19 protein-coding genes are annotated in these 23706 nt (G+C 49.0%); 16 read left to right on the top strand and 3 right to left on the bottom strand.

What is annotated here, in order from left to right; translation table 11 throughout:
• The first annotated feature begins 21 nt into the window (after positions 1 to 21).
• The 4 genes from LLG96_06350 to LLG96_06335 all read left to right on the top strand — a co-directional run bounded on the left by LLG96_06350 (position 22) and on the right by LLG96_06335 (position 4490).
• The gene (locus tag LLG96_06350; protein MCE5249826.1) at positions 22 to 660 is read left to right on the top strand and encodes a hypothetical protein; all 639 of its coding nucleotides are present in this window, start codon (positions 22 to 24) and stop codon (positions 658 to 660) included.
• Between the two features lie 182 nt (positions 661 to 842).
• Positions 843 to 1397: a hypothetical protein gene (locus tag LLG96_06345; protein ID MCE5249825.1), complete on the top strand. Its 555-nt coding sequence runs from the start codon at positions 843 to 845 to the stop codon at positions 1395 to 1397.
• Between the two features lie 37 nt (positions 1398 to 1434).
• Complete coding sequence (locus LLG96_06340; protein ID MCE5249824.1) at positions 1435 to 3720, top strand: DUF2339 domain-containing protein; 2286 nt, start codon at positions 1435 to 1437, stop codon at positions 3718 to 3720.
• 134 nt (positions 3721 to 3854) lie between these two features.
• Positions 3855 to 4490: a hypothetical protein gene (locus LLG96_06335; protein MCE5249823.1), complete on the top strand. Its 636-nt coding sequence runs from the start codon at positions 3855 to 3857 to the stop codon at positions 4488 to 4490.
• 168 nt (positions 4491 to 4658) lie between these two features.
• On the opposite strand, the gene LLG96_06330 is transcribed toward LLG96_06335, so the two are convergent.
• Complete coding sequence (locus LLG96_06330; protein ID MCE5249822.1) at positions 4659 to 6800, bottom strand: T9SS type A sorting domain-containing protein; 2142 nt, start codon at positions 6798 to 6800, stop codon at positions 4659 to 4661.
• Between the two features lie 751 nt (positions 6801 to 7551).
• Entirely contained in the window at positions 7552 to 8805 is a 1254-nt protein-coding gene (locus LLG96_06325) for a uroporphyrinogen decarboxylase family protein (GenBank protein MCE5249821.1), read from the bottom strand.
• Positions 8806 to 8953: 148 nt separating this feature from the next.
• Between LLG96_06325 and LLG96_06320 the strand changes: the two genes are divergently transcribed.
• From LLG96_06320 to LLG96_06265, 12 genes are all read left to right on the top strand, one after another.
• Positions 8954 to 10018 (top strand): Gfo/Idh/MocA family oxidoreductase, encoded by a 1065-nt coding sequence (locus LLG96_06320; protein MCE5249820.1) that lies wholly within the window; start codon positions 8954 to 8956, stop codon positions 10016 to 10018.
• 291 nt (positions 10019 to 10309) lie between these two features.
• Positions 10310 to 11371, top strand: coding sequence for a hypothetical protein (locus tag LLG96_06315; protein ID MCE5249819.1), 1062 nt, complete (start codon positions 10310 to 10312; stop codon positions 11369 to 11371).
• A gap of 12 nt (positions 11372 to 11383) precedes the next feature.
• Entirely contained in the window at positions 11384 to 12553 is a 1170-nt protein-coding gene (locus tag LLG96_06310; protein ID MCE5249818.1) for a Gfo/Idh/MocA family oxidoreductase, read from the top strand.
• Between the two features lie 223 nt (positions 12554 to 12776).
• Entirely contained in the window at positions 12777 to 12989 is a 213-nt protein-coding gene (locus tag LLG96_06305; protein MCE5249817.1) for a DUF2283 domain-containing protein, read from the top strand.
• A 404-nt stretch (positions 12990 to 13393) separates the two neighbouring features.
• A complete protein-coding gene (locus LLG96_06300) occupies positions 13394 to 13990 on the top strand; it encodes a hypothetical protein (GenBank protein ID MCE5249816.1) in 597 nt (198 codons plus the stop codon).
• Complete coding sequence (locus LLG96_06295; protein ID MCE5249815.1) at positions 13956 to 15569, top strand: hypothetical protein; 1614 nt, start codon at positions 13956 to 13958, stop codon at positions 15567 to 15569. The genes LLG96_06300 and LLG96_06295 overlap by 35 nt, the downstream gene beginning before the upstream one ends.
• Positions 15570 to 15875: 306 nt before the next feature.
• Complete coding sequence (locus LLG96_06290; GenBank protein ID MCE5249814.1) at positions 15876 to 16526, top strand: TetR/AcrR family transcriptional regulator; 651 nt, start codon at positions 15876 to 15878, stop codon at positions 16524 to 16526.
• On the top strand, positions 16523 to 17284 hold the full coding sequence (locus LLG96_06285; GenBank protein MCE5249813.1) for an outer membrane lipoprotein-sorting protein: 762 nt from the start codon (positions 16523 to 16525) through the stop codon (positions 17282 to 17284). Before LLG96_06290 ends, LLG96_06285 begins: the two co-directional genes overlap by 4 nt.
• A 2-nt stretch (positions 17285 to 17286) precedes the next feature.
• Positions 17287 to 18519: an ABC transporter permease gene (locus tag LLG96_06280; protein MCE5249812.1), complete on the top strand. Its 1233-nt coding sequence runs from the start codon at positions 17287 to 17289 to the stop codon at positions 18517 to 18519.
• 1 nt (position 18520) lies between these two features.
• On the top strand, positions 18521 to 19756 hold the full coding sequence (locus LLG96_06275) for an FtsX-like permease family protein (protein MCE5249811.1): 1236 nt from the start codon (positions 18521 to 18523) through the stop codon (positions 19754 to 19756).
• An 86-nt stretch (positions 19757 to 19842) separates the two neighbouring features.
• On the top strand, positions 19843 to 20529 hold the full coding sequence (locus LLG96_06270; GenBank protein MCE5249810.1) for an ABC transporter ATP-binding protein: 687 nt from the start codon (positions 19843 to 19845) through the stop codon (positions 20527 to 20529).
• A gap of 15 nt (positions 20530 to 20544) precedes the next feature.
• A complete protein-coding gene (locus tag LLG96_06265; GenBank protein ID MCE5249809.1) occupies positions 20545 to 21807 on the top strand; it encodes a hypothetical protein in 1263 nt (420 codons plus the stop codon).
• 113 nt (positions 21808 to 21920) lie between these two features.
• On the opposite strand, the gene LLG96_06260 is transcribed toward LLG96_06265, so the two are convergent.
• On the bottom strand, positions 21921 to 23228 hold the full coding sequence (locus LLG96_06260) for an acetylxylan esterase (GenBank protein MCE5249808.1): 1308 nt from the start codon (positions 23226 to 23228) through the stop codon (positions 21921 to 21923).
• Positions 23229 to 23706 lie beyond the last annotated feature (478 nt).

Here is a 23706-nt window from a genome sequence, read left to right as displayed (position 1 = left end):
TGAAAACATAAGGAGTATGCTATGAGAATCATGATCTTATTTATGATGCTGGCAGTTCTGGCGGCGCCTGTTTTTGCTGAGGAGGAAGAAACGCTTTTTTCGGGTTATTCCGGCAACTTTGTGCCCGGAGGATTCATCAGTCCCGATTTCAAGGTCACTCCGATTAACGGGAAAACCGAGCTGCTTGTTGGCGGTCGCGGCGGCTGGATCATCAACCATTCCTTTTCAATCGGCGCCGCAGGCTACGGTCTTGTAACCATTCCCAAAGCCCCCAAGGTAGCCCGGATAGCCGAAGATGATGTCACCGGGGAACTCAGAGACATGAGAATTGGTATGGGTTACGGCGGTCTTCAACTGGAATATGTCTTTATGCCTCAGAAACTTGTCCATGCTTCGATTTCCACGCTTGTCGGCGGCGGTGGAATCGGCTACTTCGATATCGATGATGATGACGACGATCATGATAGTGGATTGGAAGAATCCGACGGATTCTTCGTGTTCGAGCCTGCTGTCGAGGGTACGGTGAATGTGACAAAGTATTTCCGTATAAGCGCAGGAGTATCCTACCGTGTTATCGGCGGTCTCGATGTTAAGGGTCTCGAAACCTCCGATCTTCAGGGTCTTGCGGGTTCGCTGACATTCCGGTTCGGTGTGTTTTAAACAAGGACCGGCATTACCTGTCTGATAATGGTCATAATACGGTAATGCATTCGCACGTATGGAAAAAGGCTGTCAAGGGATGGTTCAAAATGGCCGTTTACAAACCCTTGACAGCCTGTATTAAGATATGCGGTGTTTTTTAACCATGTTTTAAACGAGAGATGTTTCAGGGGAGAATCGACATGTCTACCATTTTACAGACAACACGTTCATGGGTCACCCTTCTGACGGGAATCCTGCTTTTACACGGTTCGGTCTCGGCAGCCGAACCGCCGGCAAAACTCCGTATCGGTACATACGACTCGCGTTTTGTCGCATTGGCCTTTTATCGTTCGGGCAATGTGAAAACCATACGGGAGTTACAGGGTAAACTGGCTGAAGAATTACAGAAAGCACGGGAAGCCAAGGACGAAAAAAAAGTCAAGGAACTCGAATCGCAGGGAACGGCGTTGCAGAATCTTATGCACCAGCAAGTGTTCGGAAATTTGTCTGTCCCGAACATCATGACGACCATCAACGACCAGCTTCCGGCGATCGCGCAAAAGGCGGGTGTGTCGATGATTGTATCCAAATGGGAGATTCAGTATAACAGTTCCGGGATCGAACTGATCGATCTGACCCTCCCATTGGCGGAACTCTTTCATCCGGACGATGCGACCAGAAAGATGATCGAAGAGAGCCTCAAAAAAAATCCGGAACCGGTTTCCGTCTATCAGTTACTCAATCCCTACGATTGAATGACTGAAGCGAAGTGATTCAGAGGAGGACGGTGAAATGGATAAGCATGACGAAAGATCATTGTCTGATCGGATCGAGCAGCTTGAGAGCGTTGTGGAAGAACTCCGGAAAACGCTCACCCAGGTGAACGAGACGTTAGCGCGCAATGAACGTATTGGCGAAACGATGGCGCACGAAAAGTATTCCGCACCGGTTTTTCTGGAACGGACCCGTGAGGCAGCGCAATCGCAGACTGCTCTTCCACGGGAACAAAAGGCCATTGTCAGCGGCATACGGGAAGCCACTCCGCACAAACCGGTCAAACCATCCCGTCCTTCCCGAACCCGTGAAGAGTGGGAAGCCCTCATCGGCGGGAAACTGCTGAATCGCATCGGCGCCCTCGCCCTTATCATCGGGATCGGATTTTTCCTGAAATATGCGTTTGATAACAACTGGATCAACGAGACGATGCGGGTGATCGTCGGGGCGGTCGCCGGTACCGCACTGCTGTATGGCGGCTCACGTTTCCACAGGAAGGGGCTCTCCATTTTCGCGCAAGGACTCATTGGCGCGGGAATACCGATTCTTTATCTCTCGGTGTACGCCTCGTTTAATTTTTATCATCTGGTTCCCCAAACCGTTGCGTTCGTACTGATGTCGGTGGTGACAATCACCGCGTTCCAGCAGGCTATCCGATATGATTCGTTTGCCGTGTCACTGCTCGGCTGGTTCGGCGGTTTCCTCACCCCGTTTCTCCTCAGCACCGGAGTGGTCAACGAGGTCGGGCTTTTTACTTACATCGTTCTTCTCGATATCGGTCTGATCGCGGTACAGATGAAAAAAACAACCTGGGCGATACTCGAGCTGCTCACGCTTGGGGCTACCTACATAACATATGGCCTGTGGTACGGCAATTATTATAAAGTTGACAATTTCCCCGTGGCGATTTTATTTACGACTCTTTTCTGGGGATTGTTTTATGTGCTTGATATATCGGGAATTATCAAGCCTGTTACTTCGTTTCCCCGGCTCAGGCAAACAGTTTCTGCCTTGAATGCGGTTTTTTACTACTGGGCACTGTATGCTGTCATCAATCCTGACCACCATGCATGGATGGCTCCGGTAACACTCTTGATCGGTGTCGTGTATTTCCTGACATTGCAATGGTCACAACGCCGTCATGTCGTTGACGAAGGGATACGCAACCGGTATGCACTTACGGCGGGTGCGCTGCTGATCATCGCGACGGGTATTCGGTTGTCAGGCTTCTTGCGAGTCACCGTCTGGTCGATCGAGGGGCTGGCGCTGGTCTGGTATGGCTGCTCCGGAAACCTGCGATATGTATGGAGAGCGGCGATTGGACTGTTTGTACTTGCCACCATCAGTCTGTTTGTTACCCAGTTCCCCGATTCTGTGGCGAGGTACAAACCGGTCGAGGGGATCAGGTTTCTCTTCAACATACGGGCGCTTGCGTTCGCGGTACTTGCGGCATCCATCGGCTTCAGCGTGCTGCCGTTACGGCGCCTGAAAGAGGACTTCTTAACAAAGGTACGGCAGGCGCTGCACTACTGGTGGAGTATCATTCTTTTTGTGCTGTGTACCGTTGAAACATACGATCTGTTCGCCGGACAGGCAGTGTACAGGATTCTTCTGATGATAGCGCTGGGCTGGGCTGTTTATTCTTTTATCATGGTATGGCCGGCTTTGAGGATGGATGTCAGGCCGGTTCTCAGATGCGGTTGGGGTTCCCTTCTGCTGGCTGTCGCATTCGCAGTGACCCTGGGGCTCATGACATTCGTGCCGATTGAAGATTTCAGGTTTGCGCTGAATGTTCGTACCGGGGTCCTGGCGGTTCTCATTGCGGGTGTATATCTCCAGACAAGATGGGTAAAAACCATCATGCCCGATTATCGATGGCGTAAGGAAACAGGCATGTACCTTCGGATCGCGCTCGTATTACTTGTTTTTGCCCTGATTACCGGGGAAACGAAAGATAGTTTCACCAGATCGATTGTTTTTGCGAAACAATCTGGCGTTGCCGTCCTGCAGGGCGAGATTACCCGTCTGCAAAACCTCAAGCAACTATCTCTCTCCGGTGTCTGGCTGATCTATTCGATACTCCTGATGGGCGCCGGGATGTGGCGGCGGATACAGAAAGTTCGTATGGTTGCGATCGTGCTTTTTGGGATAACGATTCTGAAAATATTTATCTACGATCTGTCGTTTCTCGATTCGCTGTACCGCATCTTCTCATTCATCGGGCTTGGGATTATTCTGCTTGCGGTATCATATGTCTATCAGCGGTACAAGGCCGTGATTTTTGAAAGTTTTTCAGGTGAATGAGCTGTTCGGGACCGCTCGGGCAGGTATACCTCGTGTTCCACCTGTCCAGTTTGCGTGTGAGAGGCCGGGAGTAGAGGTTTATTGAATTTCAACGGGATATCATATAACGGTTAAATAAGGTTACGGAGTACACTATGAAAAGGCTGATTATTCTGGTGCTGCTTGTCTTCGGAGCAGCTGACTCATACGGAGATGAAGAGACGCTGTTCAAAAACTCTGGCGACTTCGAGCTCAACGGTTTCTGGGGAGGTCCCGGAGTAAGTGTCACATCGATTAACGGAAACGCGGAATTGCTGGTCGGCGGCCGCGGCGGAATAATAATCAATAATTCATTTAACGTGGGCGGCGGCGGATGGGGCCTCGTTACCGAGCCGAAAGCGCCGTCGAAAGCCCGCAGCGCATATCCCGGAAGGGACCTGAAACTCGATTTTGACTACGGCGGTTTTATATTCGAGTATGATTTCAGACCGAAACAACTTACCCACTGCTCCGTATACTCGCTCATCGGCAGCGGAAATGTGAGCTACTGCGATAAAGACGACGACTCATTCAAGGTATCGGACAGCTTTTTTGTATTCGAGCCCGGCATCGAGGGTACGGTGAATGTGACGAAATGGTTCAGATTGAGCGCCGGAGCATCCTACCGTGTCATTGCGGGAATGGATATCATAGGGCTCGACGCTTCCGATATCGGCGGGTTTTCGGGAAAACTGACATTCCGGTTCGGCCAGTTCACCGGTTTTGAGCGTCACATGAAAACAAGTGAGTGATATCGATATTCATTCTGTCTCGTTCATGAAAATATAATGGAACGCGGATTTACGCGGATAAAAAAATCTTCTCTATTTTTCAGGGTAATCTTTTATGAAATATCCATTAAACGGTTTTTCATGATAATTTGAAAAAGACGTTTACGTGATTAAGTGAATATCCCGGTTTCATTTCACCATCACCATCTTCCCCGTTGCCGTCCGCCCGCCGCAGGTCAGCCGGGCGAAGTAGATGCCCGCTGAGACTGGTAAATCGTTGCCGTTCCTGCCGTCCCATACGGCGGTGTGATGACCCGCAGTCAGGGGCTCCGACAAGAGAACACGTACCTTCTGCCCGGCAATGTTGTAAATGATGAGAGACGCAGCTCCGGCTTCCGGCAGGGTGAACTCGATGGTGGTCGAGGGGTTGAAAGGGTTGGGGAAGGAACGGATAACAGGAAAAGCTTCCGGATTCGATTCGTTGACATCGGAAGATTTGATCACTTCTCCAGTGTAGCGCAAAACACCGTGGTCGGTGCCGAACCAGATGGTATTGTTCTTCTCGACCGCGATACAATTGACCTTGTTGTCGCAGAGGCCGCTATTTTCGGCGTTGAAGGTTGTCCATGTTTCGCCATCGAAACGGCAGACACCGGCGTCGGTGCCCAACCACTTAGTGTTGTTGTGGTCGATGGCTATGGTGTAAATCATCGCATCCGGCAGTCCGCTATTATTAGCAGTATATACTGTAATTGTATTATTGTCAAAATTTCCCAGCGTATGATATCCGACATCGATTTGACCATAAAATATCGTGAACCAGACCACATCGTTACTGTCGATCTCGACATCCCAGATTTCGTTACCCGGTAAACCGTTCGAATTGGTATAATGAACCCATTCATTACCATCATACCTGTATAAACCATCGTAAAACGTTCCACACCACGTATTCTTTTTTGAATCCATTGCGATACAGGAAAAAATTCCCAGAAGCTGCGGTACGACTGTTTCGCCATCATAGGTGAATACGCCGGCTGTCGTACAATCGTCCATAGAATTGCTTGAGGATGCTATCCAGACAACATTATTATCTTCAAAAAGGATATCGACGATGCTTCCAGGCGATGTCGTGTCACACAAATAACCGGGAAGAGGAACTCGGATGCTCCGTTGAGTTATATCATTACCATCATAAACATACAGAGATCCTCCATAAGACCCCCAAAGGTTATTTTGATCGTCAACAGCAAGCAGATCATGCATTCCTTTCGGACCGGTCTTCCATGTATCATCTACATAACAGGATAAAGGAGTCGATGAAAATTCATTATGTGAACACCAGACAGTGTCATTATTGTCAATAACAATCGATCTCACACTATTTTGATAGAGTTCCGATTCGTCAAATATAGCCTCAAAATGTTGACCATCAAATCGTATCAAACCTCTCGTTGTCGATATCCATACATTTCCTTTACCGTCGCCGGCTATATCATTGATTGTACAGTCATCAAAAAAAACACTGGAATAGTTCGTCAGTATTCCATCACGGTACAGTGCGATATACGATGAACCTGCCAGCCAGATATTCCCGGCAGAATCAATATCTATCCTGGTATATCCCGCATAATCCGGTACCGTATCATCAAGCTCCAGCGTTTCCGTTCCTGTCGCATTATCGAATGAATAGACCGATGAAGTGCATGTATACCAGAGCAGTTCCGTTTTCCCGTCGACCGAAATGTCTTTTATATGATCACTAAAACTTCCCAGTAGTATTTCATGAATATTTATTTCGGAAATATCCGGATCAATAACTCGATAAATCTTTGTATAACCTGCAACCCAGAGAATGTCCGATGGGGAAATCTCAAGATAAATATATTGTCCGGTTACACCTTCTATAACTTTTTCAATATCAGAGTTTGATATTTTATATATACCTTTTGTTCTTATTGCCCAGACATAATTATTCCGATCAACCACCATATCATAAAATCCTCCTCCGGGAAAAGTGATCCATTGAGAACCATCAAAACGGGAAAGCCCGTCTTTTGTCTGAAACCATTTAAGACCATTATGATCTATGGTCATACTATACATTACATCACTATCCAATCCATTATTGACATTGTAATACAGTTTTTGTCCCGTATGGGTATTGTAGCTTATGACACCGTCATCACTTGTCGCGCACCAGACAATGCTGTCTTCTATGGCTACCGATTGTATGTCGGGAGGAATGCACCATGATGTCCAGTATTGATCGGCATAAATGTCGCCTGTATAAAAGAAAAACAGTACACATATAACAATGCATTTTTTCATTCTTTACACCTCGTAAAAAGGAGGGGCGTAATCACGAATGTACTCCCTCCCCGGTCTACATCATATCAGTATATATCGTACGGCCCCCAATGCGGGAAGAAAAGCACATCTTCGAAGGGGGTGCTCGTTGTGTCGGTGATGAATATCTTTTTATCGTTGAACAGAATAATCATTTTCATGATTGTATCCGTTGAATGAATATACCTGTCAAATATTTCAATTATTTAAATCATGGTGATACAGAGGTACATATAATTACAGATTATTATCCAATAATTCGATAACAAATCTATTACCATGATTATATTATGAATAGTACTGTTATTAATATAGTGGCTTTGGAGATTAAAATGTGATGCGGATCACAAATATTTGAAATAATGAGAAAATATTTACTAAAAATGATTAATCAGATCAATTCTTGAACGTGTGCTTGTCCGCCGACTTAACCTGTTGCGATGCAACACAGCTAATCGGGGGGAAAAGGGATTACAACGGGATTCGATGCAGAAAAAATGGGGTGATTTTCAGTTCTTTTTACGAATTATTCGGGGCGATTATAAAAATAACAGCATAAATAATCTCTTATATCTCTATTGGTGTCATGGTGCCTTTGTGGTTGATTTTTTTAGTAACCGGATTAAAAAGGGACGAAAAGTCATTTTTATCTTATGATTTTATGGTTCATAAGGAACATGAAATAATACATTTCGTAAAGCTGTATGTATGCTTTCTCACCCTTTTAACTCAGTTACTCAGCTTCATACCTCCCGTATTTCTCGCATATATCCACGAGCGCTTCGAGACGGTCGGGCTGAACACGGGGAGCGACGCTGCAGGCGGTCGAGAGGATGTACGCTCCGCCCGGCTTGCCCCATGCGATGCGCTGTTTCATGTCATCCTTCGCCGCTTCGAGGTCTTTGTGGAGCAGGGTGTTCACCGAGTCGATGTTGCCCTTGATAAAGACCCTTGTTCCGAGGAGCCGCTTTGCCTCTTGAAGATCGACCGTACCGAGCGGAGGCGGATCGAGCGTATCGATGCCGTCCAGTCCCGTCGCCTCCATGAGGTCGAGACGGTCGCCGATTGCCCCGCAGGTGTGGGTATAACAGGGCAGATCGGGAAACTCTGCTTTGATCCCGTCCCAGCACTTCTTTTCGTAAGGCAGGACAAACTCTCCGTACATCTTCCGCGAAATGAATCCGGCGCCCGCAAACGCCGAGCTGCACAGGATTGCATCGACCCCGTGGCGGGCGAGCTCACGGCCGTAATATACGCAACCATCGCCAAAGCGGTCGAGGATTGCCCTGCTCTTGTCCGGATGGGTCAAAAGAGCGATGAGCGCATTTTCATACCCGAGCAGCTCCATGAACTGAGTGAACGGGCTGAAAAATTCGCCGTGGATGCTCACCGTTCCGCCGGTCGCTTTCCTGAGCAGCCCGATTGCCCGGAACTCATACTCGGGGAACCACTCCTCCGGTTTCGATGGATCGCGGTATCCCCGCGCGATGTCGTAGAAATGGTAAGGATACTTGAGGCCGCCGTTCGTGTGGGGATTTTCGTAAAAGAGCCTGTCGACATCGACTTCGTCCACTGACAGACGGAGCTTTATATCGCGGATGTATTCGCCGGTCTGCGGATGCACGCGGAAGCACTGGACATTGTCGTCGGAGGGACACAGGGTATAAGAGCCATCCTTCCAGTGGACGATCTCGGCGTCGGATTTCGACTCGATCCGAAGCATTTCTTCCTGCCAGTTTTCCGGGTGTCCCGGGAGGTTGATAAGGATGCCGTCGAACCGGTACCGGTTCCTGAGGGTGACGAGGGCTTCGACGAAGGCTTCGGTGCAGTGCCAGAGACGGGCGGGAGCGATGCCGGTATTGAGAAGATAGTGACCGAGCGAAAGCTGGCACATAACGGGCACGCGGTCGGGTATGCCCTTGTGCATGGCGATGTCCATGCGGGAGAGAGGAGTCATTGGAACGCTGTGATGTTCAAAGTGTTTCATTCTTTAATCCTGACGTTTGGCAGTGAAGTATAAAATATATAAAAAAGAATGCTTGCATATACCGGATAATCGTTATTTTTTGGTACGTAAAAATGCATCTCATGGGAATCAACATAATACACGTATGCACGAATAGAAAGGGTATTGTATGCCGTCAGCAGTCATCCCTTCCTCGCAGAAAGTCATCCGTGTCGGCTGGGTCGGCACGGGGCCGTTCTCTTTTTACGGCCACTATATCCGGGTCATCAACAACATTTTCCGCGATTACAACTTCATGAACATGCGCGTCACCCATATCTGGGGCGATGATTATGCGCGGAATTACCGTGGAAGTCCGGAATATGTCCGTAAGATGGTCGATTTCTGGAAGAGCGACGAGCAATCCCCCGAGGGTATCGCGAAGATGTGCGGCATTCCTAACGTATGCAGTGATTTTCACGATATGGCGGATGAGGTCGATGCCGCGATGATCATGGATTTCGACCGGTCGTATGAGCTCGCCGAGCCGTTTCTCGATAAGGGGATGCCCATTTTTCTGTGCAGTCCGGTGGCTGTCAATGTTCCCGAATGCAGACGCATTCTCGATCGGGCGGCCGCCACCGGGTCTGCGGTGTATTCCGGTTCGTTCACTGTGGACATGCACGAGAACCAGTCGCGATATTTGAGGATCAGGCGTGATGAGATCGCCTCGTTCTTCGCTTCGACCACCCATAACTTTTTCACATCGTATGCGAACGACGGACTCGAACCGGTATATCGTCTCATCGGCGGCGGCGCGAGAACGGTCTCGCTCCATGGCTGGAATGGATCGAGGGGATACGATCCCACCGGCATCCCTGTGTCGCGAATCCATATCGAGTACGAGCCCCGGGGGGACAAGCCGCCGATTCAGGGGGTGCTGACCCTCGGCGGATTCAAGAACGAATACGAGTGGTACAGAGTCTGTTATCATGACCATACCGTGTTCGAGGGCATGACAAACCGGCCGGACAGCCGTGAGCTCATGTTCCGGGATTTTCTGATAAATCTTCAGGAAGTATTCACTACCAACAAGTCGATCGAAACGCACGATGATATTCTGCAGAAGCTGAAGGTTGTCATCGCGGCATATAAATCGGCCAACGAGGGTAACCGGCCTGTCAATGTCGACGAGATCGGTGATTACCGCCTTCCAACTGTCCGGATCGAATACTGGGATAAGATTCCGGAATAACCGGGGATTATGGAGAAATCGCTACTGTTTCCTGAGTTTTCCGGGCTTGTAAAATATCAAAAGAACACTTGCGAATCGGGCGATTACGATTTATATAAACAGATACTCTGTGCGATTTTAATTAAGCGTCATGGTCATGTAAATCATAATTTCGTTTCGAACAGAGGAAACCTATCTGTACTTAAGGAATTGCCCGACGGGTTTTCTATGGATTTGTACCGGTTCATCAGACAGGAAAAATTGGGAGTTCTACATTAAATAACGATTAAGCATTTCATTCGGGAGTGTGCTATGCCATCGGAAAAGTTTCCGGCTTCACAGAAAGTAATCCGGGTCGGGTGGGTAGGAACGGGGCCGTTCTCGTTTTACGGCCATTACATCCGGGTCATCAACAACATTTACCGTGATTACAATTTTCTCAACATGCGGGTTACCCATATCTGGGGTGATGATTATTCAAGGAATTACAAGGGTAAACCGGAATTTGTCAAAAAGATGCTCGATTTCTGGACCGGCAAAGAGCAGTCTCCGGAGGAAATCGCAAAAATGAATGGTATCCCCAATGTCTGCAAGGATTTCCATGACATGGTCGACGAGGTTGACGCCGCGATGATCATGGATTTCGACCGGTCGTACGAGCTTGCCGAGCCGTTTCTGAAAAAGGGGATGCCCATCTTCCTGTGCAGCCCCGTGGCGGTGAATGTGCCCACCTGCGAACGTATCCTGAATCTCGCCAAATCCACCGGATCGGCGGTATATTCGGGTTCGTTTACCGTCGATATGCAGGAAAGCCTGATCAGGTATGAACGGGTGAGGCGCGATAATATCGCCAGCTTTTTCGCCTCGACCTCGCTCGGTTTCTTCACCTCGTATGCGAATGACGGCCTCGAACCCCTGCACCGTCTCATCGGAGGCGGAGTGAAGAAAGTTTCCCTCCATGGCTGGGATGGCTCGAAGGGTTATGACCCCCACGATGTTCCCGTTTCACGGATCCATCTCGAATATGCCCCGCGGGGGGATAAACCGCCCATACAAGGAATACTGAATCTCGGTGGTTTTAAAAGAGAAATGGAATGGTACCGCGTATATTACCAGGACCATACCATTCTCGAAGGTACGACGAACTGGTCGAATATGGAGATTACATTCCGTGATTTTCTTATAAGTCTTCAGGAGGTTTTCACTACCAATAAATCGATTGAAACCCATGAGGATATTCTGGAGAAACTCAAGGTTGTCATAGCAGCATTTAAATCGGCGAACGAAGGCGGCCACCCCGTCGATATCGACGAGGTCGGAGATTACCGTATGCCCACCATCCGTATAGAACACTGGAATGAGATTCCTGAATGAGAGGGTACAATCATGAAAACACAGGATACTATAAAAAGACGTCAATTTCTGAAAACAGCCGCAGCAGCAGGCGCCACAGCCGGTCTTGCAGCAGGCGAGGTTCATGCCCGTAAACCGGCTCCCGGAAAAAGAGTCAACCTCAAGCGCGATCTCCTGAGAGTCGGCATGGTCGGTCTCGGTCCCTATTCGCATGCGATGGCGTATACCGGGGCGATCAACGAGCCCTCCGTGCCGCCGCGGACAAACATGCATGTGGTGGCGGTCTGGGGACGTGAGGACATGTACCTCGGCTCCCTGAAAGGCACCGACACATGGAAACAGTCACGTGTGAAGGAGCTCGGCAACTACATGAGTCTGGATAAATTCACCAAGACCCTCGGAGTCAAAAACATCGTCAAGAACCCCGAGGACATGGTGAAGCTCGTCGATGCGGTGTTCATCATGGACCCGCAGGAATCGCTCGCGCTCGCACGGCCGTTCCTCGAGGAGGGCAAACCGGTTTTTATCAACCGTCCCGTCGCATGGAACATGAAGGATGCCCGCGAGATCGTCCGCCTCGCAAAGGAAAACGAATGCCCGCTCATCACCGGCTCCTGTGTGCCGTGGATGAATGAGTTCCAGGTCGCCAAGTCGCGCATCGATCCCAAGATTATCCAGCACTACTATGTGGACGGTTCGACCGCCAATTTCTGTTCCTACATGCCGCATATCCTTGAAACCGCCCAGATGCTCGTCGGCGGCAGGGTCATCAAGTGCTCGACACACGGCATGTCCTGGCCGGCTGACGAGGACCCGCTGTCCATACCGCCGGTCATGACCCATCTCGAGTATGAAAAAATCGCCGCGGACCGCAACCCCGTCGTCGGCGTCGCTTCCACCTGGTTCGGCCAGCCCTGGCGCAACTGGATCAAGGTTCACCTCGACAAGGATATTGTCGAACAGGGCGTCCTCTGGGAAGGATCATCGGGCGCGAACGTTGACGAGCATCTCTGGCTCCCGTTCCTGCGCGTTATCGGGCAGACATTCGAGACCGGAATCTCGCCCGAGGACGGTGAGACGATTCTCCAGAAGGTCGCGGTGATGCTCATGGCCCACAAATCGGGTGTCGAGGGCGGAAAGCCTGTGGGAATCGGCGAGATCGAAAACCATTCGCTTCCAAGATTCGAGACCGAGAAGGCATGATGCTTCTTGTTCCTATTTTTTAACTCGATCTATTCATAAATTTTAATAGAACACGGATTTTCGCGGATTGGGCGGATTTTCGCGGATTTATTTTTATATATCTTTTTTTACAGATGTTAACGATTAATAATTACTAAAGATAGTATAAATAATCGTTTATATATATTTGTGTCTTTGCGTTAAAATATTGTTTTGAATTATTTGGGTTAAAAGTAAGGAATAAATGAGAATAACATACGATTCCGTGGTGGATGTTCTATATATCCGTTTCATCGAAACGACGGTTACCACTGAGCATGCAGCCGAAGGCATCGCCGTGGATTACGATTCTGAAGGACAGATTGCGAGAATCGAAATAATGGACGCAGTCAAAAGGTTCGGAAGCAAAGAAGTATTCAAGAAAGTGACCCTCGAAGACCTTGCTCTCCATGTGTAACCGTTATCGCGCCTAAATATCCGGTAGGGTATGATTGGTATCGATAAATGGAAAGCCTGTGGGAATCGGCGAGATCAAAAATCATTCACTCCCGCGATTCTAGGCCGAAAAGGTGTGAAACCTTTTCGAGCAAGGCATGCTTGCCCGAGTTAATGAGCCGATCCCTATCCTGTAAATCTGTACCACTATCCTGTAAATCCTGATAAAATCTAAAAGCCTGATGACACCGCTCTTCTAAGCGTTCCGGTATGTGCGGGCAATGATATGCCCATTTTGGGAGAAGTATGAACTAAAACCAATCCTCAAAGAAATGGATTGATTTCAGAGATGAAAATATATACATTATTCTTTGTTATGATGAAAAGATTTTTATTATCAATTTATCTACTGCATTGTGGGATAATATGCTTCCAGACTTACCAAATCTTAAAAAAGACCTTCGGAAAATTTTTAACCAGTATATTGATAACCAGGTTAATGCAAGAATTGGTGTTTTCAAAATAACACCCAGAAAAATTATACATGAGGGAAACCTATTTCGCATGATAAGAGCTGATGGGACAATTGAAGATTCTAGTATTATAGAATCCACTAGTGAGATTTCCTTACCTTACGATGAAATTCCACATCTTACACATCAGGATATTATCACGAAAATGAACACTATTGCTGATACTTTGGCAAATAAAATAAGCGGAAATTTACTTCGAACACTAAATGATTCTATTGAAGCTGCTGGCCAATCCATTAACTATGAAGGAAAACCATTTGATGTCGAAGCTTTATTTGCTGTATTAGAAAAAATCCAGATAAATTTTGATGAAACAGGAAAACATCATCAATTAACAATGATTATTAATCCTCAACACTCTGATAAAGTTAAACTTGTAATGAAGGAAATTGAAACTAATCCAGAAATACAAAAACGGTATAATGAATTAATGGAGCGAAAAAGGATGGAATGGCGTGATAGAGAAGCTCATAGAGAACTGGTTGGATAGTGCGAGTGAACGTAGTTATCAACCAGTATTTGTGCAGATTCTTACTGCTCAAGGCTATAGAGTTGTGCACAGTACTCGCCATACTGGCCTTGAGTTTGGTAAAGATGTGTATGCAATTGCTCCAGATGGATCTGGTTGTGTATTTCAACTAAAAGGAAATCCTGGGGGAAGAATGGGATTATGCGAGTTTCGTAGAGATATACAGCCACAGTTAATTCAGTTAATAAGTCAACCTGTAGTTTTCCCAGGATTTCCAAGTGATTCTCATAAATCATATCTTGTGAGTAACGGTTTCTTTGAGGAAGAAGTTCAACGAGCCGTAGATGACCTGAATCGTGGTAGATATTTATCAAATATTTCTCTTATTTCTCGAGGTGATTTGATACGTTGGTGCCAAGATCTAGGAACATCACTTTGGCCAAGTGAACTCGATGATGTACGGTTGCTTCTTGAACTTTATCTTACAAATCCCAATGATGTTCTTCCTACTAAGAAGCTTTCATCGCTTATACAAAAAGTCTTAAAACTAAATTCATTCTCTAACAATATATCTAGTAAATCAGAGTTTTATCGTGTTGTCACAAGTTCTGCTCTTTTAATAGGGATTGTAACCTCTTGTTTTTTAGAAATTGAGAACCATTTTGCAGTCGTTTCAGCATGGATATTATTAGCAGTAAGCATCATCGCAGCTGGAGAAAAACATGGTTTTGAACTAAAAGGTGTTGCGATAGAAACATTGATATTAGCTGAGAAAGCAGCAGGTGATGCCCTTGTAGGTTTATGGCATGAAGTTAAAGATCGCAGACACCTTGTTGAAGGAGATGGACTAACTGATAACGAAATCTATGGTTGGCGTCTCACAATACTATTAGGTTTACTTAGTTGTCTTGCAATTATGGATGAGAAAAATCATTATTTAGACGATCAAAATCGAGAAATTTTAACACAATGGTTGCTTAAAAGACAAAAAGATAAGTACTTGTGGGGGGAGGGCGCGGTTGCAAACATTGTACCTTGGCTTATTTGGCGTAGAAAACATGATCCTACCTCTAAAGTAGATGAAGACATTTTATCTCTTGTATTTACTTTAATAGCAAGAAATCAGCCGAACAGTAATTCTTGTCTTGTGAATCCATATTATAGTTTCGATGAAGTATTGCGTTTTAAAAATAATTTGGATAAAGCTAGTACCATTAGTAGAGAATCTTTTAATGGATCTTCATATACTTTAGAACCTTTGTTTCATTTATTAGTACGAACAAATTTGAAACAGCATTGTAAAATGTTGTGGCCTGATTTTACAAAAATATCACATCGGTGTAGTTTGCCTGATAACCCATGGGAATATTGCACATATAAATTTGATTCAGGGATAGATATAAGCAAGGTGTATCCATCAACATATATGTGGTCTGATCTTAAAGCTGAAGCACTTAAATCGAAAAAGGATCTCATACCTGAACAATTAGCGTTAAGACCATGGTTATTAGCATTATGGTGGCAAGTTGCACCATACAGGTATAATACTGAAGCAAGTAAATCTTTTATAGAGGGCTATATGCACGAATGGGGCGTCTGAACACTATACAATACATTAAAAAGATACCAGTTATTTATGATCCCATTTATATTATCCACAGCCACTTCCTACACTTACCTATAAACTTCACATCCAGCTTTTTTACAGGTAGAACGCTCCCGCTTAGATGCCTCGGATGAAGCTTTTCGCTATCATAAACAGCCGGACGTGGTCTTTCTGTGTCCGGAATTTTTTTTCTTGACACATAAAAGACCACCGGTTATATTAGCGGTTAGACCAATGGTCTGACATAAAGTATAAATCGCCGGTATGACTATTGGTTATATGTTTATCAAGGAGATATATATGCCGACAAAACGTTTTGATAACCTCGAACCCGAGCGGCGCAGAAAAATCCTCGACGCCGCCCGCGAGGAATTTACCCGTAACGGGTACGAAGGCGCCTCGCTCAATACGATCATCCGCGAGGCGGGTATCAGCAAGGGTTCCCTCTACTACTATTTTGAGGACAAGATCGACCTCTATATGGTCGTTATTTCGGAGGCAGTCGACGAGATAATAGAACGGTTCGGAGAGAAAGTCATGGGTAAATTCAGCGATGACTTCTGGAGCGACTGGAAAGAAATTGCCGACAGGTTTATGAGGATCGTGATAGAAAAACCCGATATCATGCGACTCATGCGCGGAATGATTCATCTCTATAATGCTCCGAACAGGCCCGCCCAGGTAATCGAGTTCATGAACCTCCATAATTCAGTTTTTACGGGCATGTTAAAACACGGCGTCGAGACAGGAGCAGTCAGGGATGATATACCGTTCGAGCTCCTGTTCGACATCATGAATGCACTGCATGATGTGTTCGATACATGGATCATGAATCATATCGACGAGTTGACGGAAGAGGAACTTAAACTGTTGATAGATTTCTATTTCGATATGTATAAAAGTATTGCTGAGAAAAAAAATATCCACCGGAAAGAGGAGTTGTGCTCATGAAACGATTTGTAGTATGTATCTGCATTATCGTGACGATCTCTGCCCTGATAACCGGCATAGCGTACGGCGCCGAAAACACGGTGAAATTCGATGCCCAGGAGCTCGTCCGTCAGGTGGAAACGCAGTACCAGGGAGAAACGTCCCATTCGACCATGCACATGGAGGTGGTGACCGATGCCTATTCACGGGAAATGACCATGGAAGGCTGGTCCGAAGGCCGTGACAAGTTCCTTGCCCGGATACTCGCGCCGAAAAAGGACGAAGGGATCGCCACCCTCAAAATCGGGGACGAGATGTGGAACTATCTCCCCAAAATCGACCGTCTCATGAAAATCCCTTCGAGCCTCATGGGCGACAGCTGGATGGGGAGCCATCTCACGAATGACGATCTGGTAAAGGAAAACAAGATCGACGAGCTCTATACCTTTGCGACTGAAAAAGTGGAGAATGGTATCGCTTCGATTATCTGCACTCCGAAGCCCGATGCCGCGATCGTTTGGGACAAGGTTGTGTACCGTATCGACATAGACAAAAAAATTCCGACCGACATAAAGTATTATGACGAGGACGGGAAACTGGTGAGAACGATGCTGTTCGATCAGGTGGAAAAGGTTTCCGGGCGATGGGTGCCGTTGAGAATGAAAATCCAGCCGACCGACAAGCCCGACGAAAAGACCGTGCTGACCTACAGCAACATCGAGTTCGATATAAAGCTGCCGAAAGACCTGTTTTCCGTACGCTCGCTGAGGAGGCCCTGAACATGCTGCTCATGAAACTCGGATACCGCAATCTCTGGCGGAACCGGAGGAGGACAGTCCTTACCATGACCGCCATCAGCGTTGCCACTACAATGGTTATACTCATGCTGGGTATCTACGACGGCATGTTCTGGGATATGATCGAGAGCGCCACAGAACTCTATCATGGCCACGTCAAAATCACCGCGGAGAAATACCAGGACGAGCACAAGATTTACATGACCCTTCCTGAGGATGGACTCAGAGGTAAGATTCTCGCGGATTCCCGTGTCAAGGGAGTCGCCGGGCGTGTACGCGGATTTGCCCTCCTCAGTTTCGGCGAAGGCGAAACAAGCCACACGCAGCCTGCCGAGCTCTTTGGCATCAATCCCGATGAGGAGCGCACGGTCACACGGCTCGAATCGCATGTTCGCGAGGGATCGTTCATCTCCGGCACGGATTCCAAGGACATTCTTCTCGGTATAGGGCTGGCGAAACGTCTCGAAGCCGAAGTGGGCGGCGAAATCGTGGCAATGGGTCAGGGTTCGGACGGTTCCATTGCGGCGGATATATTTCACGTGTCGGGAATAGTCGACACCGGTGATCCCATCCGTGATGTCAGTCTTGCCGTGGTGGGTCGGAAAACCCTTCAGGACATGCTCGTTCTCGACGGGCAGATCCATGAATGGGCGGTTTCGCTGAAACGGCCGATTGCCGCCGAAGTGTGGGCACGGGAATTCCGTCCCGAAGTGCCGGGCGTCGAAGTGACATCGTGGTATGGATTCCTTCCCCAGATGAAGCAGATACTCGACTACTGGTATGCGGCGCGGTATATCTTTGCCCTTATTTTCTATTTTGCCGTTGTCCTTGTCGCCGTGAATACCATGTACATGATGTTCTTCGAGCGGCTCAGGGAATTCGGAATCATGGGCGCGCTGGGGCTCAGAATCAGGAAACTGTCGTTCATGATCATTATCGAAGGATTTCTGATAAGCAGCATCGCCGGGATTGCAGGAGGTATTGCCGGGAGCCTGATAAGCCTCTACATGTACGGTCATCCGGTCGATCTGAGCATGTTCTTTTCCGAAATAACCTTTGGGGGAACCGTAATGCAGCCGCGCCTACGGTGTTACCTTGCGGTCAATAACATCTGTGTTCCCGTGCTGATGATCATAGGTCTCGGAATGATAGTGGCGCTTTTCCCCGCATGGAGATTGAAGCGTCTGCATCCGGTCGATGTCCTGAGGGAGGTATGATATGATCTGGTTCAAACTCGGATGGCGCAATCTCTGGAGAAACAAGCGGAGAACCATTCTCGAGCTGGTCTCGATAGGGGGCAGCGTATTTATAGCCGTCTGGTGGAACAACCTCGCCATAGGATCGTACGCAAAAATGGTCGATGACGGCGTTCGGATGGGAAGCGGGCATATCGGGATTTACCATAACAAGTACCTCGAGCTCCGTAAAACCGAACAGGTTATCGAGGTAAGCAACCTTGTTGCCGAGCTGGAACGCGAACCCGAAGTCACGAATGTGTTTCCCCGCCTCAAGGTGCCGGGGCTTATTCGTTCGAGCCGTGAAAGCCGTGCAGCGGGATTCATGGGCATCGATTTCGACCGTGAGAAGGGCATCAATCCGGTGCTCGAACCGAAACGCATCGTCGAGGGAAAACTACCCGGAAAAGATGATCCGAGAGGTATCCTCATCGGCGAAGGGCTCGCCCATGAACTGGGATTGAATGTCGGCAATAAATGCGTGTTCATGGTGCAGGGTCCCAAAGGCGAAATTGTGAGCGCCCTGCTGAGGATTTCGGGTTTAGTCCGCACCAATATCCGTGAAATAGATGCCGGGGCGGTATTCATCGACCGTGAAAAACTCGCCGATATCATCGGGTATAAGGACAGCGCTCACGAGATAGCGGTCATGCTCCGGAGCAACAAAATGGTCAAACAGATGCTTCCCCGAATCCGTGAAATCGCCGCCCGTTATCCCAATGCCGAAGCGTATCAGTGGGAAGACGCAATGCCGGAGCTGGCATCGAGCATTCACATGGATCATGCCGGTCTCCAGATAACCGTCATCATTATCTACATTATCGTGGGAATCGGAACCATCAACACGCTCCTCATGAGTGTCATGGAGCGGACGCGGGAATTCGGTGTTATCCGCGCGATCGGAGTCAGCAAATCGGGCATCCGGAAAATGGTTCTGTCTGAAGCGTTCGTCCTTTCCTGTGTCGGTGTGCTGTCCGGGTATGTGCTGAGCAGCATAGCGGGGCTCTATACTGCCACGAAGGGAATCAACCTCACTTCGGTGATCGATGAACAGGGAATCGGCGGCACGCTCTATGAACCGATCATGTACAGCACATGGGATGTGAAAGGAATGCTCATCATGGGTGTAGGGATGATATGCATCGCTCTTCTGGCATCCCTTTATCCGGCTCATCATGTGATGAAAATACGGCCGTCCGATGCAATGCGGATATACTGACCCGGTACAAGCTGAAATAATGAACGGAATGAAAGATTAAAGATGATAATTCATTGTTATTATTCATAATACATGCGAGGTTTCTGATGGAAGCGATACGTATGAATCATGTGGTCAAGAATTTTCAGGAAGGGGAGCATGTCGTTCATGCAGTGAACGGCGTCGATATTGTTCTGGAAAATGGTGAATTTGCCGCGCTGGCCGGGCCATCGGGAAGCGGCAAGACAACACTGCTCAATCTTGCGGGCGGCCTCGACCGTCCTACCGAAGGCGAGATCGCAATCGACGGTAAAACGACCGGTAACAGAACTGATGACGATCTCACCGAGCTCAGGCTTCGCAGGATCGGCTTTATCTTTCAGGCATACAATCTCATACCGGTGCTGACCGCGTACGAGAATGTCCAGTTTGTTCTCCAGATTCAGGGGATTCCCGAACATGAGCACAAGAACCGTATTCTGCCTCTTTTCGAGAATCTTGGACTCGAAGGGCTCGAAAACCGGTTCCCGACTCAGTTGAGCGGCGGTCAGCAGCAGCGTGTCGCGGTCGCGCGGGCAGTGATAGGCGACCCGGCGATTGTGCTTGCCGACGAACCGACGGCGAACCTCGATACCGATACTTCACATAATCTTCTCGATATGATGCGCAGGCTCAATGAGGAGAAAAACGTGACATTTCTTTTCAGCACGCACGATCCCCTTGTACTGGAGCATGCAAAACGGGTTATCCGGCTGCGTGACGGCAAGGTACAGGCGGATGAGCGGAAAGAATAAAGGGGAAGAATAACGATGAGTATGAACAAAGGCTTGATCATCATTTTATGGATGATTGTTTGCTTCGTCGGTTTCGGCTGTTATGGTCCGAACAGAGCCGAAGCTTCCGATTTAAGGTACGGTGCCGCGCTCAGGCAGAATGTCCTGCTTTTCAGGAGACCCGCCGGTACCAGTGGAGCTGTCATGCCCGACCATGTGTTCGGTATTTCGCAGAGTACGCTGAGGGTGTACGAGGATGCGAACTGGAGGACTATCGCTCTTTCAACCGCAGTGGAAACGCGCATGAACTTCTTCTCGTCGGGCAGCGGCATGTTCGGCCTGACCGGGGGCGGAGGAAGCATATTCGGCTCGGGGAAACCGCTCGAACGCTGGGATGCCACATTCGATCATGTCGAAGAAAACACAGCCTCCATGCAGACCCGTCTCGAACGGCTCGATCTGAGCTGGAGTCTCGGTTCATACGATTTCCATGCGGGCCGTCAGCCGGTAAGTCTCGGAACAAGCCATTTCATCGGTGTGCTCGATGTGGTCGCGCCGTTTGCACCCGGAGACCTCGACGCGACATACAAGCCCGGAGTCGACGCCCTGAGAATCCGGCGGCCTGTGGGCATGAAAGGAGAGGCGGAGGTCATTGCGATCGGCGGAAGACCATGGGAGTACGGCGCCCTGCTCGGCCGTTTCCGCTCGTCAGTGAAGGGCATTGACCTCGAACTTGTCGGGGGACGTTTCCGGAAGCGCGGATTCGGCGGCATCGGCTGGGAAGGCGGAGTCGGCGATTACGGCATCTGGGGCGAGCTTGCCCTGTTCGAACGCAAGAAAAACGAGGAAGCCTGGCGCGGCGGCTGGTCGGAAGCGGCATTCTCGGGTGTCGCCGGTGTTGATTTCAACCTGCCCTCGAAGATAAAAATGGGCGGTGCACTCATGTTTCAGGACTTCGGCGTCCGTGACCCCGGGGATCTCGCTTTTGTGTATCAGGATGCGCCGTTCCGCGAAGGATGGGCGTTCCTCGCATCCGCAGGGTACGGACTCGTAACCCTCCACCGTCAGCTTCACCCGCTCGTGAACGCCGACTGCGCAGGTCTCATAAACCTTGTGGACGGCTCGACGCTCTGGCAGCCCATGCTTACCGTTAGCGCGGGGAACAACGCCGATATAAGCCTCTACGGATGGATCGGCGCCGGCGAAAAAAACACCGTAAGAGCAGACGGCATCACCATGAGATCGGAATTCGGCAGCCTTCCGACAGGGGCTGGTTTTTACGCGCGCTGGTTTTTTTAAGCGGGACAATCGGCAGTTTAAGAACCATGGGCTTTTCAAGAGGATAATAAACAGTACAGGCTACTGAAAAAGCCCTCAAATCACTCCTGTTTTGAAATTTGCCGCCTTGATTATTACTTGTTCTTCATCTCCCTGAACAGTGCCTCCAGCTTATCGACCATCAGGCTGTCGTTCGCCCCGGTGAAACTCTCCGGATGAGTTGTGTCCGGGAAATATTTGATTTCGCGGGGGCCGCGCAAGCTGTTAAAGGCCGAATAAACAGTCGTGGGCGGGCAGGATTGGTCCAGGAAACTGACCGTGAAAAAGGCCGGGACCCGGATCTGCGAGGCGGCAAGCGCAGCATCGAAATAGGCGCAGGTACGCACTACGCGTTCGTCCTTGCCACTGCTGCTTCTGCGGCCCAACAGCCAGGGCCATCCGGCGGGTCTCTCATGGAGTACGCCGGTAAAATCGCACATCGCGGGTACATGCACCGTCACCGCCATGACCCGATGGTCCACCGCAGCGGTAAGAAGACTCAAGCCGCCGCCCTGGCTCGCTCCCGCCACTGCCAGCCGTGCGGTGTCCACGTCCTCCCGCGAACAGAGGTAATCGAACGAGCGGATTGCACCCAGCACCACACGGCGAAAATAGTAGCGGTAGGGATCATCGACACCCAGGCTGGCGCCATCGCCCGGGATGTGACGGGACATCAGCAGGCGGTAAAAGCTTTCCTCGCGCCCCAGCTCGATCCCGTGCGGATTGATCGCGAGCACGATCATGCCACGGCGGGCATAGTTGGTCTGCGGATCGGTCTGGTACTCTTCGATTCCCCCCGGAGCGCCCTGGATGTAGACCAGAGCCGGGAATGGCCCCGGGCCATCCGGTATTGTCATCCAGCCGTAAATGCGCGAGCCCTCGATATTGGCCAGACTCACCAGGTAGCGTTTCACTCCGGATTCCTGTTCTTTCCAGAGGCTCACCTGCGGATCCATCGGTACACGGTAGACCTCGCCCAAGCCCTGCTGCCAGAACGAACGCCAGTCCCCGGGCAGGTTGTTGGTCGGGCGGATTTCATCCACCGAGAAACCGACCGCCGTGGACACCTGTACCGTATCTGCACCGCTGAAAAGAGAGAGGTCCAGACGCAGGAAGCCCGGGTGTTCCAGTCCGTGTTTCAGGATGATTTCTTTTGACGGGCGTTCGAGTGTGATGTCCTCCATGAAACGGGTGTTATCCTCGCTGAAACGGTAATGCAGGCGAGTGGAAGAAGCCGGGCCTTCATATTTCAGTGTGATACTGAACACTGCGCTGTCTCCCACGGAGTAAAAATAATCCGCGTGGTCCGGCGAGACATGAACTGCGGCGCTCTTTTCCTCCGCCGCGGCAGGTGAAAAGACACAGAGGTAAAGGAATACCAACGCGTACAAGGACTTGTGCATGTGGTTCTCCAGGGAGGAAATGTGAAGTTTCCCAGAATTGCAAAGCCTGATTGAGAGGGCGGTGAAAAATGTCGTTTTCACACGCCTGAAAATGAAATGTATTGTTTTATTGCTGTCAAGGGCAAGTAAATCGGGTGGCAACCCCCCATTTTTTTAAGAACACTTTTTATATGTTACTTCCTTTGCGCGCCCAAAGGAAGTAACCAAGGAAAGGGCACCCCGTGAAAAGCCTTTTTCCCCGTTCACTGCCCGTTTTTCGGGAATGTGTGAACTTACGTGCCTTCGGCTCGCCCGGACAGCACCCATTCTTTTTCCGAAAACCGGTTGTGACCGCGGGGCTTTTCAACGGGGTTAAAAATCACCAGCAATAATTATATATTCTATTTATAATCAATGTATTACAATACAATTCATCGTGGATTTTAGGGGTCGCCAGCATGTAAACATGTTCCCGGATTATTAACCGGGAATCGGTACT

The sequence above is a fragment of the bacterium genome (assembly GCA_021372535.1).
Taxonomy (GTDB): domain Bacteria; phylum Latescibacterota; class Latescibacteria; order Latescibacterales; family Latescibacteraceae; genus JAFGMP01.
The sequence above is the reverse complement of the archived record's forward strand: the minus strand, read 5'-3'. Positions and strand labels throughout refer to the sequence as shown.